The organism is Janthinobacterium sp. LM6, assembly GCF_002002885.1.
GTDB classification, from domain to species: Bacteria; Pseudomonadota; Gammaproteobacteria; order Burkholderiales; family Burkholderiaceae_D; genus Janthinobacterium; species Janthinobacterium kumbetense.
On the sequence record NZ_CP019510.1, the window covers coordinates 3,916,237 to 3,929,699 of the forward strand.

14 protein-coding genes and 1 tRNA gene are annotated in these 13,463 nt (G+C 58.9%); 4 read left to right on the forward strand and 11 right to left on the reverse strand.

Translation table 11 applies throughout. The features are described from left to right. Window positions 1-372: 372 nt before the first annotated feature. Together BZG29_RS17210 and BZG29_RS17215 are read left to right on the forward strand one after the other, a co-directional pair. Window positions 373-1,770, forward strand: a complete 1,398-nt coding sequence (locus tag BZG29_RS17210; protein WP_150130974.1) for a hypothetical protein — start codon at window positions 373-375, stop codon at window positions 1,768-1,770. A gap of 55 nt (window positions 1,771-1,825) precedes the next feature. Next, window positions 1,826-2,164, forward strand: coding sequence for a hypothetical protein (locus BZG29_RS17215; RefSeq protein WP_077405440.1), 339 nt, complete (start codon window positions 1,826-1,828; stop codon window positions 2,162-2,164). Window positions 2,165-2,293: 129 nt separating this feature from the next. Here BZG29_RS17215 and BZG29_RS17220 read toward each other — a convergent pair whose 3' ends face one another. From BZG29_RS17220 to BZG29_RS17240, 6 genes are all read right to left on the reverse strand, one after another. Next, the gene (locus BZG29_RS17220) at window positions 2,294-3,250 is read right to left on the reverse strand and encodes a tyrosine-type recombinase/integrase (protein ID WP_253192616.1); all 957 of its coding nucleotides are present in this window, start codon (window positions 3,248-3,250) and stop codon (window positions 2,294-2,296) included. Then, window positions 3,228-3,557: a hypothetical protein gene (locus BZG29_RS28540; RefSeq protein ID WP_253192617.1), complete on the reverse strand. Its 330-nt coding sequence runs from the start codon at window positions 3,555-3,557 to the stop codon at window positions 3,228-3,230. Before BZG29_RS28540 ends, BZG29_RS17220 begins: the two co-directional genes overlap by 23 nt. A 202-nt stretch (window positions 3,558-3,759) precedes the next feature. Next, window positions 3,760-3,834, reverse strand: a tRNA-Val gene (locus tag BZG29_RS17225). Window positions 3,835-3,915: 81 nt separating this feature from the next. Next, window positions 3,916-4,632: a DNA polymerase III subunit epsilon gene (gene dnaQ / locus BZG29_RS17230; RefSeq protein WP_077405442.1), complete on the reverse strand. Its 717-nt coding sequence runs from the start codon at window positions 4,630-4,632 to the stop codon at window positions 3,916-3,918. Window positions 4,633-4,847: 215 nt separating this feature from the next. Beyond that, window positions 4,848-5,285 (reverse strand): ribonuclease HI, encoded by a 438-nt coding sequence (rnhA, locus tag BZG29_RS17235; RefSeq protein WP_077405445.1) that lies wholly within the window; start codon window positions 5,283-5,285, stop codon window positions 4,848-4,850. Continuing rightward, window positions 5,278-6,054: a class I SAM-dependent methyltransferase gene (locus BZG29_RS17240; protein ID WP_077405448.1), complete on the reverse strand. Its 777-nt coding sequence runs from the start codon at window positions 6,052-6,054 to the stop codon at window positions 5,278-5,280. The genes rnhA and BZG29_RS17240 overlap by 8 nt, the downstream gene beginning before the upstream one ends. Before the next feature lie 19 nt (window positions 6,055-6,073). On the opposite strand from BZG29_RS17240, the gene gloB reads away from it, so the two are divergent. Continuing rightward, window positions 6,074-6,883, forward strand: a complete 810-nt coding sequence (gloB, locus tag BZG29_RS17245) for a hydroxyacylglutathione hydrolase (RefSeq protein ID WP_077405451.1) — start codon at window positions 6,074-6,076, stop codon at window positions 6,881-6,883. An 80-nt stretch (window positions 6,884-6,963) separates the two neighbouring features. On the opposite strand, the gene aceB is transcribed toward gloB, so the two are convergent. Beyond that, entirely contained in the window at window positions 6,964-8,562 is a 1,599-nt protein-coding gene (gene aceB / locus BZG29_RS17250) for a malate synthase A (protein ID WP_077405454.1), read from the reverse strand. A 216-nt stretch (window positions 8,563-8,778) separates the two neighbouring features. Here aceB and BZG29_RS17255 point away from each other — a divergent pair, with 216 nt between their 5' ends. After that, window positions 8,779-9,690 carry a LysR family transcriptional regulator gene (locus BZG29_RS17255; RefSeq protein WP_035819455.1) on the forward strand — a complete coding sequence of 304 codons (912 nt, stop codon included), beginning with the start codon at window positions 8,779-8,781 and terminating at the stop codon, window positions 9,688-9,690. 339 nt (window positions 9,691-10,029) lie between these two features. Here BZG29_RS17255 and BZG29_RS17260 read toward each other — a convergent pair whose 3' ends face one another. The 4 genes from BZG29_RS17260 to BZG29_RS17275 all read right to left on the reverse strand — a co-directional run bounded on the left by BZG29_RS17260 (window position 10,030) and on the right by BZG29_RS17275 (window position 13,405). Beyond that, window positions 10,030-10,233, reverse strand: a complete 204-nt coding sequence (locus BZG29_RS17260; protein WP_010398811.1) for a cold-shock protein — start codon at window positions 10,231-10,233, stop codon at window positions 10,030-10,032. A gap of 298 nt (window positions 10,234-10,531) precedes the next feature. Further along, window positions 10,532-10,894, reverse strand: a complete 363-nt coding sequence (locus BZG29_RS17265) for an Hpt domain-containing protein (RefSeq protein WP_077405457.1) — start codon at window positions 10,892-10,894, stop codon at window positions 10,532-10,534. A 22-nt stretch (window positions 10,895-10,916) separates the two neighbouring features. After that, complete coding sequence (gene upp, locus BZG29_RS17270; RefSeq protein WP_010398816.1) at window positions 10,917-11,567, reverse strand: uracil phosphoribosyltransferase; 651 nt, start codon at window positions 11,565-11,567, stop codon at window positions 10,917-10,919. Window positions 11,568-11,722: 155 nt separating this feature from the next. After that, complete coding sequence (locus BZG29_RS17275; protein WP_077405460.1) at window positions 11,723-13,405, reverse strand: isovaleryl-CoA dehydrogenase; 1,683 nt, start codon at window positions 13,403-13,405, stop codon at window positions 11,723-11,725. Window positions 13,406-13,463: the final 58 nt, after the last annotated feature.

Sequence of the window (13,463 nt, forward strand, 5' to 3'; positions counted from 1 at the left end):
GAGCTCTGCCCACTAAGTAACCCCCAATAAATTATTGTGATTTCTGACTTCCATAACCGGCGCTCTGCGGCGTTGCCCACTGCTAGCAGTGCTCGCACTGCGTCGCAGCGGGCGCCTTGCATAGCATCCGGTTCTGTTCGTCATAAATTCACAATAATTTCCTGAGGATTACTTAGGACCATGCATATATTCTTGTCCTGTCATACGCCCTACGCCAAGCGTTCAGGCATTACTTGTAATTTAGTAGTGTGCCTGATTGACAACACCCCCCCCTAAAAATAAAAATAAATTCTCAGGAATTGATTCCCGTTTGATAATTATCAAACGTGTCAAACGTTTGGAGGATTTATGATTTACTTGCGGGGCCCTTCCATGTGCATTCCTGATCGCGTAACCGTGCTAACCAAATGCCGTCCAATGGCGGCTCTGGTAGCTGGTTCGACTTATAACAAGTCATCACCTCATATAACACTGCTTGTTGGACTTGCCATCTCCGCTCTATGTGGCTGCAGCGTTTTGCCAAATACCGTCGCCACCCCCGCTATCAAGCCTGCCACCCCCGCCGAGAAAAGTGCCGGATTGAAGGCGCAATACATGGTCAACGGGAAATCGGTGATCTATGACACTTCGTTTGACGAGTCTGTCGCGATCATGCCTGTAGAAACGACCTTAAATGGCGTCCAAAGCCAAATTATGGCGCTAAAATCTGCATACAGCTCTCAACGAACACACCTCCTAACCGAGATGGATGTCATTAGCAATACGCAGTTCGCAGGTATTTTGATTTCGGCGATTGGCATCGCGACCAAAAGCAATGCTGTCAGAAATACCGGCGCCGGGGCCGCCGGATTATCCAATCTTTGGGGTAGCCACTACAATTTGGCTGTTCAATCTGCCAACTATGCGTTGGCGGCGGAAGCTTTAAACTGTATATCGACTGAGCTTTCGTCCGTCGCTCCAAGCTTTTGGAGCCTTGCCTACACGCCCGAGGGTGTGTTCACTCAATCCAAGGTCGACTTTGTTCTTGTCGGCGCGAACAATGCGGACACTACCGCTGCATACGAAACCCTGGCGGGCATGTATGCTAGTTTGCATAGCTCCATCGGGAGGGTCGATGAGAAGCTTCGCTCCCTTCAAGCGTCAGTCACGATCTCAACCGTGTCATTGTCCGACATTCAAGCCGCGGCAAGCAACAAGTCAGCCGCGAAAAAAGATGCGGACGCGACGGATACCAAGGAAATGTATGATGCCGCCGCGCAAAATGCTCAAACGGCACTGACAAAAGCAGCAACGGCCTCGCAAGCTGTCAAAAATGCAACTAAGATGCTAGGCGACGCCCAGAACGATTTCAATAAGACTGCCGCAAAACTGGACGAAGTAAAGACGAAAGCCGACCAAGCTCAGTGGGCCGTAAGTCAAAGCAAATCGGATCTTGCAGCCCTTGAGCAGAGCCAAAAAAGTCTTCACATTACCAAGAATACGGAAACAATCACGCTTGAAAAAGTGAATCAGTCGCTAGAAAATGCCAAAGTGACGTTAGCTAGGGAGCTATCCTTACAAAAAGATGCATTGGACGCAAAACAAAAATCGGGCCAACTACTTAGTAGATATGAACAAGAACTGGCGATAGCCGAAGCGAATGAAGTAAACTCAAAAAAAGAAGCGGAGTCTGCGGCAAAGTTAGCTGATTTTATAAAGCTAGGCGTGCGCGCCAGAGCCGTTCAGGTTCCGGCTAATGCGGCAGCCTGCGTCGTTGCCATGGGCAAATAAACAGCAAGCCAAAGCGTCATTATTAAATCCCAGTGCGATTGGTGCAAATGATAAGGTGACCGTCATCCTCATCAATTTCATGTTTCAGGATGTTTATGAGCCGCCACCGCTAGACGTAGGCTCCATAAGCCTTCTGCAGTTGAGCTACGAGGGCGAAATACCCTATAAGCTGGAAAGGCTATACCCAAAAGCTCACATCCTCGAAGGCCCTGTGGTCAATCTGCGATGTGCGGTGAAAATTCTTACCAAGCTCGTCGCCCAAAATAAAACTGTGGAATTCAGCGAGCAGGACTTCTGCAAGGGAGCTGCTCGCTACTGGTCTGTGATGCGGAAAGGGAAAGGCCACTATTTGGAAGAGGTCCGGGAAAAAGTAAAAGCGGCCGTCAGCTTATGACGACGCCGACGGACTGTTCGTAGCACTAGCCGTATACTGAACCAGGTTCTCCACGCCTCTTCTTATCGAACACGCTCACTCCGAAGAGCTGACCGGACTTAATCAAGATGACACTCCGGTAAAAATGCACTACTTTTCCCCTGAACCCTTCTTCTCTGGGGCCATGTTCGCGTAGCGCGCGGTCGTTTGCCCGTCCTTGTGCCCAACGACTGATCGAAGCTCCTCCTCAGTTTGAATGAAGCCAGCGTCGATCATATTGCCTTGCCGGATGCGCTCGATGGTCCGCTTCTGCAAATTCGCCACGCTGCGGGCGCCGATCATATCTGCAATGGCCACTGGCGAAGAGGTGATGTCTTTAAGCACTCTGGAAATGAAAGAGCGACGAGTATCGTGCATATGAATGCCATCAAGCTTCGCCCGCTCCAGCACCCGGCGAAATACCGTCTTGAAGCCCTCGATCTTGTAGTGAAAGACTCGCTCATCCACTCGCGGAATAACCTTAAACGCTGCCACGGCCTCCGGCAGCAAAATAACCAGGCGCTCCTCGTCCGCCTTCGTCTGATCCGCATCGAGATTGATGACTCCGCGCTCCACATCGATTTGCGACCATAGCAGGCCGAGTATTTCAGCCCTTCTCATGCCCGTGGATATGGCGACGGCAAAAATGAGCGGCATTTCCTTGTTCCGGCATTTGCGCAGCTCCGTAAGCAGCGCTTCCTCTTCGTCCGGCGAGATGATCCGTCGTCGGCGCCGCTCGCCGCCCTTCACCTTGGCCTTGTCTGCTTCTGCAAAGGGATTGTGGCCATTGAGGCGCTTCCAGGCCTTGTTGTCCGTGAAGCGCAGCTTGTTGACGACGGCTTGCAGGGCATATATCTCGCGCTTGACCGTGCTCTTGGCCTTGCCCTGTCGCAATCTGACATTGATGTATTCAGTCGTATCCTGCTCGGTCAGGTCGTCAATATAAAAATCACCGATCTTTTTCTTGGCAAAGCCCTTGGCGTGCTCTCGCAGGCTCGCAAGCGCCCCTGAAGGAACGAAAAACCCGCTCTTGATGTGCGAGATCTCAATGTTCCCACAGTTCTGCAAGCGCGCTCTGGCGGCCTTTGCTGTTTGCTGTTTGCTGGACCTTGTCGACGCCGCAATCCAGCAGCGGATTGACGTAGGCGCGCAGGTAGCTGTCGATGGCGTGGCTTAGCGTGCAGCGCCCTTCCGTGATCAACTCCACGCCAGCGCGGTGAACCTCGTCGACCATCAGGGTCGCACGGTCTCGCCCTTGGGCTATCAGGAGCCGGCCCTGCGGAGTCTTGGTATCTGCCAAAAATATCTTGGCGCGCTCGAGCTCGTCTTGCCCGAACGAGCGGTCAACAACGAAGTCGCCACGTTCAACGCGCACTCTGTAACGTATGGATTTGTTTTGTCGGCGTTTTTCCAGTCAATGACCCGGATGCCGCGAGGAATGGATGATGCCATGATTGGCCTTTGGCGTTGGTGGAATCGTTTGTCGAATTCCCCTATTTTTCACCATCAAGCCGGCATTTGCCGATGCCTTGAAACCTGCCGGCGAACGCCAAGACCTTGATTTCAAAGCTTAAATTTGGTGGGAAGTGCAAGTTTCGAACTTGCGACCCCTGCAGTGTGAATGCAGTGCTCTACCCCTGAGCTAACCTCCCGAAGCGAGGCGAATTATCGCATAGGTGTTGCGGCATCTGCAAGGGCTGGCGAGAGGAAATTTATCGTGGCCCGCTTCTTTCTCACGCGGCCGCTGGCGGCGCCGTGACGGCGGTCCAGATGCACTGGCCTTTGGCGGCCTTGTCGAGGCCGGCGATGGTCGCTTCGTGGGCGGCGAGTTCGTCGGCGCTGGCGCTCTGGAAGATGACTTCAGCCAGGGGCACGATTTCCAGGGCGGCGCCGTCGGCAGCCACTTCCACCTCTTCTTCCATGCTCAGGCTGTTTTGCCCGCGCGTCATGGCCAGGTAGACGTCGGCCAGCAATTCCGAGTCGAGCAGCGCGCCGTGCAGCTTGCGGTGGGCATTCGAGACGCCGTAGCGGTCGCACAGGGCGTCGAGCGAGTTGCGCTTGCCCGGATGCATTTCCTTCGCCTGCACCAGTGTGTCGATCACGCCATGCACTTGCTCGTGGACTGGCGGCAAGTTCAGGCGCTTGAATTCCGCGTTCAGGAAGCCGATATCGAACGGGGCGTTGTGGATAATCAGTTCGGCGTCGGCGATGTAGGCGCGAAACTCGTCGGCGATTTCCGCGAATTTCGGCTTGTCGCTGAGGAATTCCGTCGTCAATCCGTGGACGGCCAGCGCGCCCTCTTCAGAGTCGCGCTCGGGATTGATGTAATGGTGGAAATTATTCCCCGTCAGCATGCGGTTGTTCAGTTCGACCGCCCCGATCTCCAGGATGCGGTCGCCCGTGCGCGGGTTCAGGCCGGTGGTTTCAGTATCGAGGACAATTTGACGCATGGCAGATTCAGTCTTAAAAGCAAAAAGCGAAGGGCACAGTATAGCAAACCTGTGCCCTTCGATTACATCACGGCATGCCCGAATGCTCAACAAAACCGTAGCGAGCGGCAGTGATTTGTGGCAGAGAAGCGCAACCGTACTTGGTACGGGGGCGCCGAGCCGGTGAGCATCGCCGGCCGCAAAGCGCGACGCGCAGCAGGTTTGGTTGGGCGTTCTCAGGCGCGCACGGTTTCCACGCCCAGGTTGGCCAGCTGATCGGCCCGCTCATTTCCCGGATGGCCATTGTGGCCGCGCACCCAGCGCCATTCCACTTCATGCACGGCCTGGGCCGCGTCCAGCGCCTGCCACAGGTCGACGTTTTTCACGGGCGCCTTGGCCGCCGTTTTCCAGCCGCGCGCTTTCCAGCCGTGGATCCATTCACTGATGCCCTTTTGTACGTACTGGCTATCGGTATACAGCACCACCTGGCAAGGACGTTTGAGCGCCGTCAAAGCTTCGATCACGGCCTTCAATTCCATGCGGTTATTCGTCGTATTCAGTTCCCCGCCGTAAATTTCTTTCTTGGCGCCATCTGCCACCATCAGCGCGCCCCAGCCGCCCGTGCCGGGATTGCCCTTGCATGCGCCATCGGCGTAAATCTCAACCTTATCCATCTTGCTGTTCCCGCCTTTTATTCGTGACCGGTGCGCCTGCGGGCGCCGTCGCCGGTTTCTTGGTCCACGCCGGACCGATCAAACGCATCCCTTTGACGCGCTTGATCGCCTGCACTATATACACTGCGCCCAGATATGGCCACCAGCGCGCACCGGCCTTGTCCATAAAGGCGTTGCGGCGCAGCCATTTTTCTGTTCTGCAGGCAGGCGCGTAGCAGCCGAAGTGGCTTTGGCTCACGCCCATATTCAGCAATTTTAACCAGTCTTTCATGCGCGGCATAGAGATCAGCTCGCCAGCCCGCGGCAAGTAGTGGCGTCCCGTGACCCGCCCCAGTCCCTGCCGCATGCCCCACAGGCTGGCCGGATTGAAGCCGCAGACGATCACGCGCCCTTCCGGGATCAGCACGCGCTCCACTTCGCGCAAGACCTGGTGCGGCTCGGCGGCAAATTCGAGGACGTGCGGCAAGACCACCAGGTCCAGGCTTTGCGAGTCGAACGGCAGCTCGTCGAAGGCCGACACGAGGGTCAAGCGGCTTTCCTGCGGCGGACGCGACGGCAGGCGCGCATCGAGCAGCCATTTGTTCGGCATGCGGTTGGCCGCCAGCGCATCGAGCTGGGGCAAGCCGATCTGCACGGCATTAAAACCGAAGATATCGACAGTCAGGCTGTCGAGGCATTGCTGCTCCCAGGCACGCACGTAAAGACCGGCCGGTGTCTGCAGCCAGCCGTCAAGCGCTATAATGGATTTTTCGGATGCCACACTGTCCATTCAGTTTTCTCTTTTGCTCATGACACACTCCCCTGAACACGCTTTATCGGTACTTGCCGTGCCCGCCTTTGCCGACAATTACCTGTGGCTGATCCATGACGGCCGCCATGCCGCCGTGGTCGACCCCGGCGATGCGACGGCCATCCTCGATGCGCTGCAAGCCCATCAATTGACCTTGTCCGCCATTTTACTCACGCATCACCACGCCGACCACACGGGCGGCGTACCTGAATTGTTGCAGCATTTCGCCGTCCCCGTCTTCGGCCCGCGCAATGAGGCTATCACAGCCATCACGGAACCGCTTGCCGAAGGCGATGTCGCCCACGTGCCCGAGCTGGGCTTGCAACTGGCCGTCATCGACGTGCCCGGCCATACCAAGGGCCATATCGCCTATGTGCGCCAGCGCGACGAGCGCAGCGGCGCACCCTGGCTGTTTTCCGGCGACACCCTGTTTGCGGGCGGCTGCGGCCGCCTGTTCGAAGGCACGCCGGGCCAGATGGCCGACTCGCTGGGCAAGCTGGCCGCCCTGCCCGACGATACCGAGGTATTTTGCGCGCATGAGTACACCTTGTCCAATCTGCGCTTCGCCAACGCCGTCGAGCCGGGCAATGCGGCCTTGCAGGAACGCATCGCCATCGACACGGAAAAGCGCCAGCAAGGTTTAGCGACCGTACCGTCGACCATTGCCCTTGAGAAAGCCACGAACCCCTTCCTGCGCTACCGCGAACCAGCGATTTTGACTAGCCTGAAGGTGGAAGGCAAGCTGGCCACCGATGCGTCGCCCGTGGAAGCGTTCGCAGCCTTGCGGATGTGGAAAAATAATTTTTAAGCTTATCCTTCCGCCATAAAAAATCCCGGCAGATGCTGATGGCATCGCCGGGATTTTTTTATGCGGTTATTTGATCAGGATCAGATTTCTTCGTACAACGGCAAGGTCAGGAATTCGGCGAACGATTCCGACGTCGACATTTCCTCGAAAATCTGGCCTGCGCGCACGTAGGTCGGACCGTTGCCGCCCGGCGCATCGCGCTGCACCTTGGCCAACTCTTCCGGAATCATGGCGCGCACCATCTCGGCCGTCACCTTGCGGCCATCTTCCAGCACGCCCTTGCTCGAACGAATCCACTGCCACACTTGCGAACGGCTGATCTCGGCCGTGGCCGCATCTTCCATCAGGTTGTGGATGGGCACGCAACCATTGCCGGCCAGCCAGCTGCCCAGGTAGTGGATGCCCACGTTGATGTTGTAGCGCAAGCCCGCTTCCGTGATCGGCGCTTCCGGCTGGAAATTCAGCAAGTCCGACGCTTTCACGTCGATGTCGGGACGCTGCTTGTCGATCTGGTTCGGCTTGTCGCCCAACACTTTGGTGAACTCGCCCATGGCCAGCTCGACCAGGCCCGGATGGGCAACCCAGCCGCCGTCATAGCCGTCGGTGGCGTCGCGCGCCTTGTCGTTGCGCACGCCGCCCATGGCGATGTCGTTCTTTTCCTGATCATTCTTGATCGGGATCAAGGCTGCCATGCCGCCGATGGCTGGCGCACCCCGTTTGTGGCAAGTTTTCAGCAGCAGCAAGGCGTAGGCGCGCATGAACGGCGCCGTCATCGTAACTTTCGCGCGGTCGGCCAGGCAGAAATCCTTGTCCAACTTGAATTTCTTGATGCACGAGAAGATGTAATCCCAGCGGCCCGCGTTCAGGCCCGAGCTGTGTTCTTTCAATTCGTACAGGATTTCATCCATCTCGAAGGCGGCGAGAATGGTTTCGATCAGCACGGTCGCCTTGATCGTGCCTTGCGGCAAGCCCAATTCGTTTTGCGTCATGACGAAGATGTCGTTCCACAGGCGCGCTTCCAGGTGCGATTCCATCTTCGGCAGGTAAAAGTACGGGCCGGCGCCACGCGCCAGTTGTTCCTTGGCGTTATGGAACATGAACAGGGCGAAATCGAAAATGCCGCCGGAAATGCGCTTGCCATCGACCAGCACGTGCTTTTCATCGAGGTGCCAGCCGCGCGGACGCACGACGAGGGTGGCAATCTTGTCGTTCAGCTTGTAGGACTTGCCATTTTGCTCCAGCGAAATCGTCTTGCGCACGGCGTCGAACATATTGATCTGGCCCGTCAGCTGGTTATCCCAGTTCGGCGTGTTCGAATCTTCGAAGTCCGTCATGTAGCTGTCCGCGCCGGAATTGAAGGCGTTGATGACCATCTTGCGCTCGACGGGACCGGTGATTTCCACGCGGCGGCATTCCAGCGCCTTCGGGATCGGCGCGATCTTCCAGTCGCCGTCGCGGATGTGTGCGGTTTCTGGCAAGAAGTCAGGACGCTCGCCCGAGTCGAGGCGCTTGGCCCGCTCCACGCGCACGGCCAGCAATTGCTGGCGGCGCGGCTCGAAGGCGCGCGTCAGCTTGGCCACCAAGGCCAGCGCGGCCGGAGTCAGGATCTGTTCGTAGCCGGGTGCAATGGCACCCGTGATTTGCATGCCTTCGGGAAGTGCGATCGTGTTCTGCGTCATGAAGTTCTCCGGTTTTTAGTAAATATAAGCAAAGGTAATCTGGTGATCCAAGTATAAGCCGAACGACTGCGCGGGCAAGCTGGACAGAGGCGCAAAAACACTCTGCCGGGCGGCACGTTTGTTCTATAGTATTGCACTATAAGGCATGGAAACGAGATTAAAAATCACTTCATCTATGCGTTTTTATCACAAGTGATGACATGAAGGGAGCACGACATGGGCCAGTTCAGACAAATATCGACCTTCGTGGAAGTGGTGGCCAAGGGCAGCCTGTCGGCTGCCGCGCGCGCGGAAGGCATCGCGCCAGCCATGATAGGCCGGCGCCTCGATGCGCTGGAGCAGCGCCTGGGCGTCAAATTACTGCAGCGCACGACGCGCAAGCTGGCCCTGACGAATGAAGGCGCCGCCTTCCTGGAAGATTGCCAGCGCATCCTGGGCGAACTGGAAGAGGCGGAAGCGGCCGTGGCCGAGCGCAGCGTGAAGGCCAGCGGCCATCTGCTCATTTCCGCGCCGGCCGGCTTCGGCCGCCAGCATGTGGCGCCCCTGATCCCCTCGTTTGTCGCCGAGCACCGCGACGTGACGGTGTCGCTGAACCTGAACGACCGCCTCGTCGACCTGATCGGCGAAGGCATCGACGTGGCCATCCGCATCGCCAGCCTGTCCGACTCTTCGCTCGTGAGCACCAAGCTGGCGGACAACCAGCGCGTGCTCGTCGGCTCGCCCGCCTATTTGAAACGGGCGGGTACGCCGCGCATCCCGGCCGACCTGGCGAAACACAATTGCCTGGCGATCAGCAGCGAAGGCAGCCAACGGGGCTGGACTTTCCGCGAAAACGGCAAGAATGTGATTTTAAAGGTGGCCGGCAATATGGTCTGCAACGATGGCGAAGTGCTGCACGACTGGGCGCTGGCCGGCAAGGGCCTGGCGTGGCGCTCGATGTGGGAAGTGGGCGCCGAGATCGCCTCGGGCCAGCTGGTGACGGTACTGGACCAGTTCGCCGCGCCGGGCAACGATATCTACGCCGTGTTCGCCCAGCGCCGTCACTTGCCGCTGCGTATACGGGCATTCGTGGATTTTTTAAGGCACTCATACTCACAGCCAGACTACTGGCGCGAACGTGCAATCTGAGGATGCGGGACCAAACCTGCTGCGCGTCAGCATAGGCGGCCTGCGATGCTCACCGGCTCGGCGCCCCCGTACCAAGTACGGTTGTGCTTCTCGGCCACCTCGTCCTTCCGCTCGCGACGGTTTTGTCCGGCGTCGTGACGTATGAGGAAACAACCTTAGCACCCGGATCAGCATTAGTTGGCGCAGATCGGCTTAGCGCAGCGTAAGCCGACCTAAGCGGTGACGCAAAGCATGACAAAAGAGCCACCTAGCCCACGCACAACCGATGCTTCACAGAAATTCAGGCGAAAAAAAATCCTCGGAGACCGAGGATTTCTTTATTTCGTTTGATCCAGCGTATTAGATTGGCTGAATGTTCGAAGCTTGCTTGCCTTTAGGGCCAGCGGTCACTTCAAAAGAAACGCGTTGGTTCTCTTGCAGGGACTTGAAGCCGTTCGACTGGATAGCCGAGAAGTGAGCGAACAGATCTTCGCCGCCTTCGTCAGGGGTAATAAAGCCGAAACCCTTCGAATCATTGAACCATTTTACGATGCCAGTTGCCATTACAATTTCCTATTTCAGTTAAGTTGGGCTTGCGCCCGTTATATCGTTTGAAGCAAGAAAGAAATGACAGACAAACTGCACTACTACCTCGAATCCAACGATGCCCAATTATACCAACAAAACTGAGAAAAACCATTCTTTCGCAAAATAAACTTGCGAACACTACTTTAATAGCCAAATCCCCGTCTTGCGGCGCCCTGTACCAGCGGCATGGAGACACTATATCCTAATCTGCGACGCGGGTGCTTTGCGTTGTATCAAATGAATCATTGCAACCACATGACTATGGCGCGGTCACCTAGGCGGTGAAATGGGTGGCCGCCGCGTCGCGTCCCGCCCAATCCAGCAGCGCCGCCACCTGCGCCCGCACTCCAGGCCAATCCGCCACCGCTTGCGCAGGAGCATTGAGCATGGCGCGCACCAGCTGTTCGAGGCGCCGGCACTCCTGCCCCAGCGCGGCAAAGCCGAAGGTGGCGGCCGAGCCGGCCACCGCGTGCAGCGCGCGGTGCAGCGCCGTCAACGGTTCCAGACGCGGGCCTTCGCTGTCGCAGCGGCCGCTTGCCTGCGCAATCGCCTGCATCAGGGCCGGCACGCCGGCCGCATATTTTTCATTCAGGGCGCGCAAACGCGCGCGAAAATCCGGGTCGATCAAGGTTGCCATCGCAATACTCGCCTGAACCGGTTTACTTGGTGCCGAAGATGCGGTCGCCGGCGTCGCCCAGGCCAGGCACGATGTAGGCGTGGTCGTCGAGGTGCGAATCGAGCGAGGCGCAGAACATCTTGACGTTCGGATGCGCATTCTGGAACACGGTCACGCCTTCCGGTGCGGCAACCAGGGCCAGGAAGATGATCTGCTCGTCCGTCACGCCGCGCTTCTTCAGCACGTCGACCGCATACACGGCCGAATTGCCGGTCGCCACCATCGGGTCGCACAAGATGAAGGTGCGCTCGTTCAGGTCCGGCAGGCGCACCAGGTATTCCACGGGCATGTGCGTGGCCGGGTCGCGGTACACGCCGATGTGGCCGACGCGCGCCGATGGCACCAGGTTCAGCAAGCCATCGCTCATGCCGATGCCGGCGCGCAAGATGGGCACGATGGCCAGTTTCTTGCCGGCGATGACGGGCGCGTCGATGGTCACCAGCGGCGTCTTGATTTCGCGCGTCGTCAGCGGCAAGTCGCGCGTGATTTCATAGCCCATCAGCAAGGTGATTTCCTTGAGCAATTCACGGAAGGTGCGCGTCGACGTGTCGTGCTCGCGCATGTGACTCAGTTTGTGCTGGATCAAAGGGTGATCGGTAATGAACAAATTCGGAAAGCGTGGGTCTTGTTTCATATTGTTTTTCTTTCTATGCTAGCTGGCGCAGCGGCAAGCCTGGGCCGCAAGCGCGCTGTGTATCGATAAAATGATGGATTGCAGCATTATCCCAGCCCCCAGCCCGCCTGTGGCTGGAATTTTCGAAATAATTGCGTACCCAAGCCGCGGCAAACTCAGTACTCGCGCAGCGCGCGCGCCAGGATGGCCGCGCAATCGGTGCCCGCCGGCAAGCGGCCATACGCGCCGCCCGGCGCCTGCACCAGCCGCGACTGCAGGAAGGCTTGCGCCACGAACGGCGGCGCATGGCGCAGCAGCAAGCCGGCCTGCACGGCCAGCACGATGCGCTCTGACAAATGCCTCGCGCCAAATTCGTCCGTTTGCGGGCCGTCCAGGTCGGCCAGCAAGCGCGCGCGGTAATCCGCAAAGTCGGCGTGATCATCGCCGGCCAGCGCCAGCTCGGCCGCCAGCGCGTCGCGCGCGGCCGGCGACTTGCCGAAGGCGCGCAAGACGTCGAGGCACATGACGTTGCCCGAGCCTTCCCAGATCGAGTTGACGGGCAATTCGCGGTACAGGCGCGCCAGCGGCGCGTCTTCCACATAGCCGGTGCCGCCCAGCACTTCCATCGCTTCGAAGCCGAAACCGGGCCCCCGCTTGCAGATCCAGTACTTGCCGGCCGGCGTCAGCACGCGCGCCAGCATGGCCTGCCCTGCATCCTCCTTTTCATCGAAGCAGCGGGCCAGGCGCAGCGCAAACGCCGTGGCGGCTTCCGATTCCAGCGCCAGGTCGGCCAGCACGTTCTGCATCAACGGCTGTTCGGCCAGCGGCTTGCCGAACACGGCCCGCTGGCGCGCATGGTGCAGCGCCTGCGTCAGGGCGGCGCGCATGATGCCGGCGCTACCCAGCACGCAGTCGAGGCGCGTGTGGCTGGCCATTTCCAGGATGGTGGGTATGCCGCGCCCCGGCTGCCCCACGAGCCAGCCGTAGGCATTCGTAAATTCCACTTCCGACGAGGCATTCGAGCGGTTGCCCAATTTATCTTTCAGGCGCTGCACGCGGATGGCGTTGCGGCTGCCGTCGGGCAGGTAGCGGGGCAGGAAAAAGCACGACAATCCCCCCTCGTCCGCCTGCGCCAGGATCAGATGCGCGTCGCACTGCGGCGCCGAGAAAAACCATTTGTGGCCGACGATGCGCCAGGCGCCGGCGGCTTCGTCGCCGAACAGGGTGCGCGCCTCGGCCGGCGGCACCTGCGTCGCGCGCGTGGTGTTGCTGCGCACGTCGGAGCCGCCCTGCTTTTCCGTCATGCCCATGCCGACCAGGGCACCGCGCTTCTGCTCCACGGGCAGGGAGCGGGGATCGTAGTCGCGCGACAGGATTTTCGGCAGCCAGCGCTGCGCGATTTGCGGCAGATCAAGCGCCTGGCGCAAGGCCGGCACCGAGGCATACGTCATCGTCACGGGACACTGCGTGCCGTTTTCCACCTGCCCCACTAATAGATAGGCCGCCGCGCGCGCCACCTGGGCGCCTGGGCCGGGCGACGCCCACGGCGAAGCGTGCGCGCCGGCGCCCACGAGGATGGCCATCAGTTCATGCCAGGCCGGATGGAACAGCACCTCGTCGATGCGCCGGCCGGCCCGGTCGAACTGCTGCAGTTCGGGCGTGTGGATATTGGCCAGGCGCGCCAGCGCATAGGTTTCGGCACGGCCCAGCTTTGCGCCCAGCGCGTCGAGCTCCTGCAACGCCGCGCCGCCGCCCTCGCGCAGCAGCGCTTCGATCAGCGCCGGGTCGCAGGCGAACAGATTGACGTTTTCAAAGGGCGTGGCCTGGTTGAAAACTTCATGCGTGTCAAAGGCATTCATGGAGGTCTCCCGCGATTTGTTATCATGGCGCCCTTGCCGTCGCTGGCGCACCGTCAAC

Bases quoted from the DNA above. Each gene is read 5' to 3' on its own strand.
- upp (WP_010398816.1), bottom strand. From the start codon at position 11,567: ATGAAACAAGACCCACGCTTTCCGAATTTGTTCATTACCGATCACCCT.
- aceB (WP_077405454.1), bottom strand. From the start codon at position 8,562: ATGACGCAGAACACGATCGCACTTCCCGAAGGCATGCAAATCACGGGT.
- BZG29_RS17260 (WP_010398811.1), bottom strand. From the start codon at position 10,233: ATGGCAACTGGCATCGTAAAATGGTTCAATGATTCGAAGGGTTTCGGC.
- BZG29_RS17240 (WP_077405448.1), bottom strand. From the start codon at position 6,054: ATGGACAGTGTGGCATCCGAAAAATCCATTATAGCGCTTGACGGCTGG.
- BZG29_RS17255 (WP_035819455.1), top strand. From the start codon at position 8,779: ATGGGCCAGTTCAGACAAATATCGACCTTCGTGGAAGTGGTGGCCAAG.
- gloB (WP_077405451.1), top strand. From the start codon at position 6,074: ATGACACACTCCCCTGAACACGCTTTATCGGTACTTGCCGTGCCCGCC.
- dnaQ (WP_077405442.1), bottom strand. From the start codon at position 4,632: ATGCGTCAAATTGTCCTCGATACTGAAACCACCGGCCTGAACCCGCGC.
- rnhA (WP_077405445.1), bottom strand. From the start codon at position 5,285: ATGGATAAGGTTGAGATTTACGCCGATGGCGCATGCAAGGGCAATCCC.
- BZG29_RS17275 (WP_077405460.1), bottom strand. From the start codon at position 13,405: ATGAATGCCTTTGACACGCATGAAGTTTTCAACCAGGCCACGCCCTTT.
- BZG29_RS17210 (WP_150130974.1), top strand. From the start codon at position 373: ATGTGCATTCCTGATCGCGTAACCGTGCTAACCAAATGCCGTCCAATG.
- BZG29_RS17265 (WP_077405457.1), bottom strand. From the start codon at position 10,894: ATGGCAACCTTGATCGACCCGGATTTTCGCGCGCGTTTGCGCGCCCTG.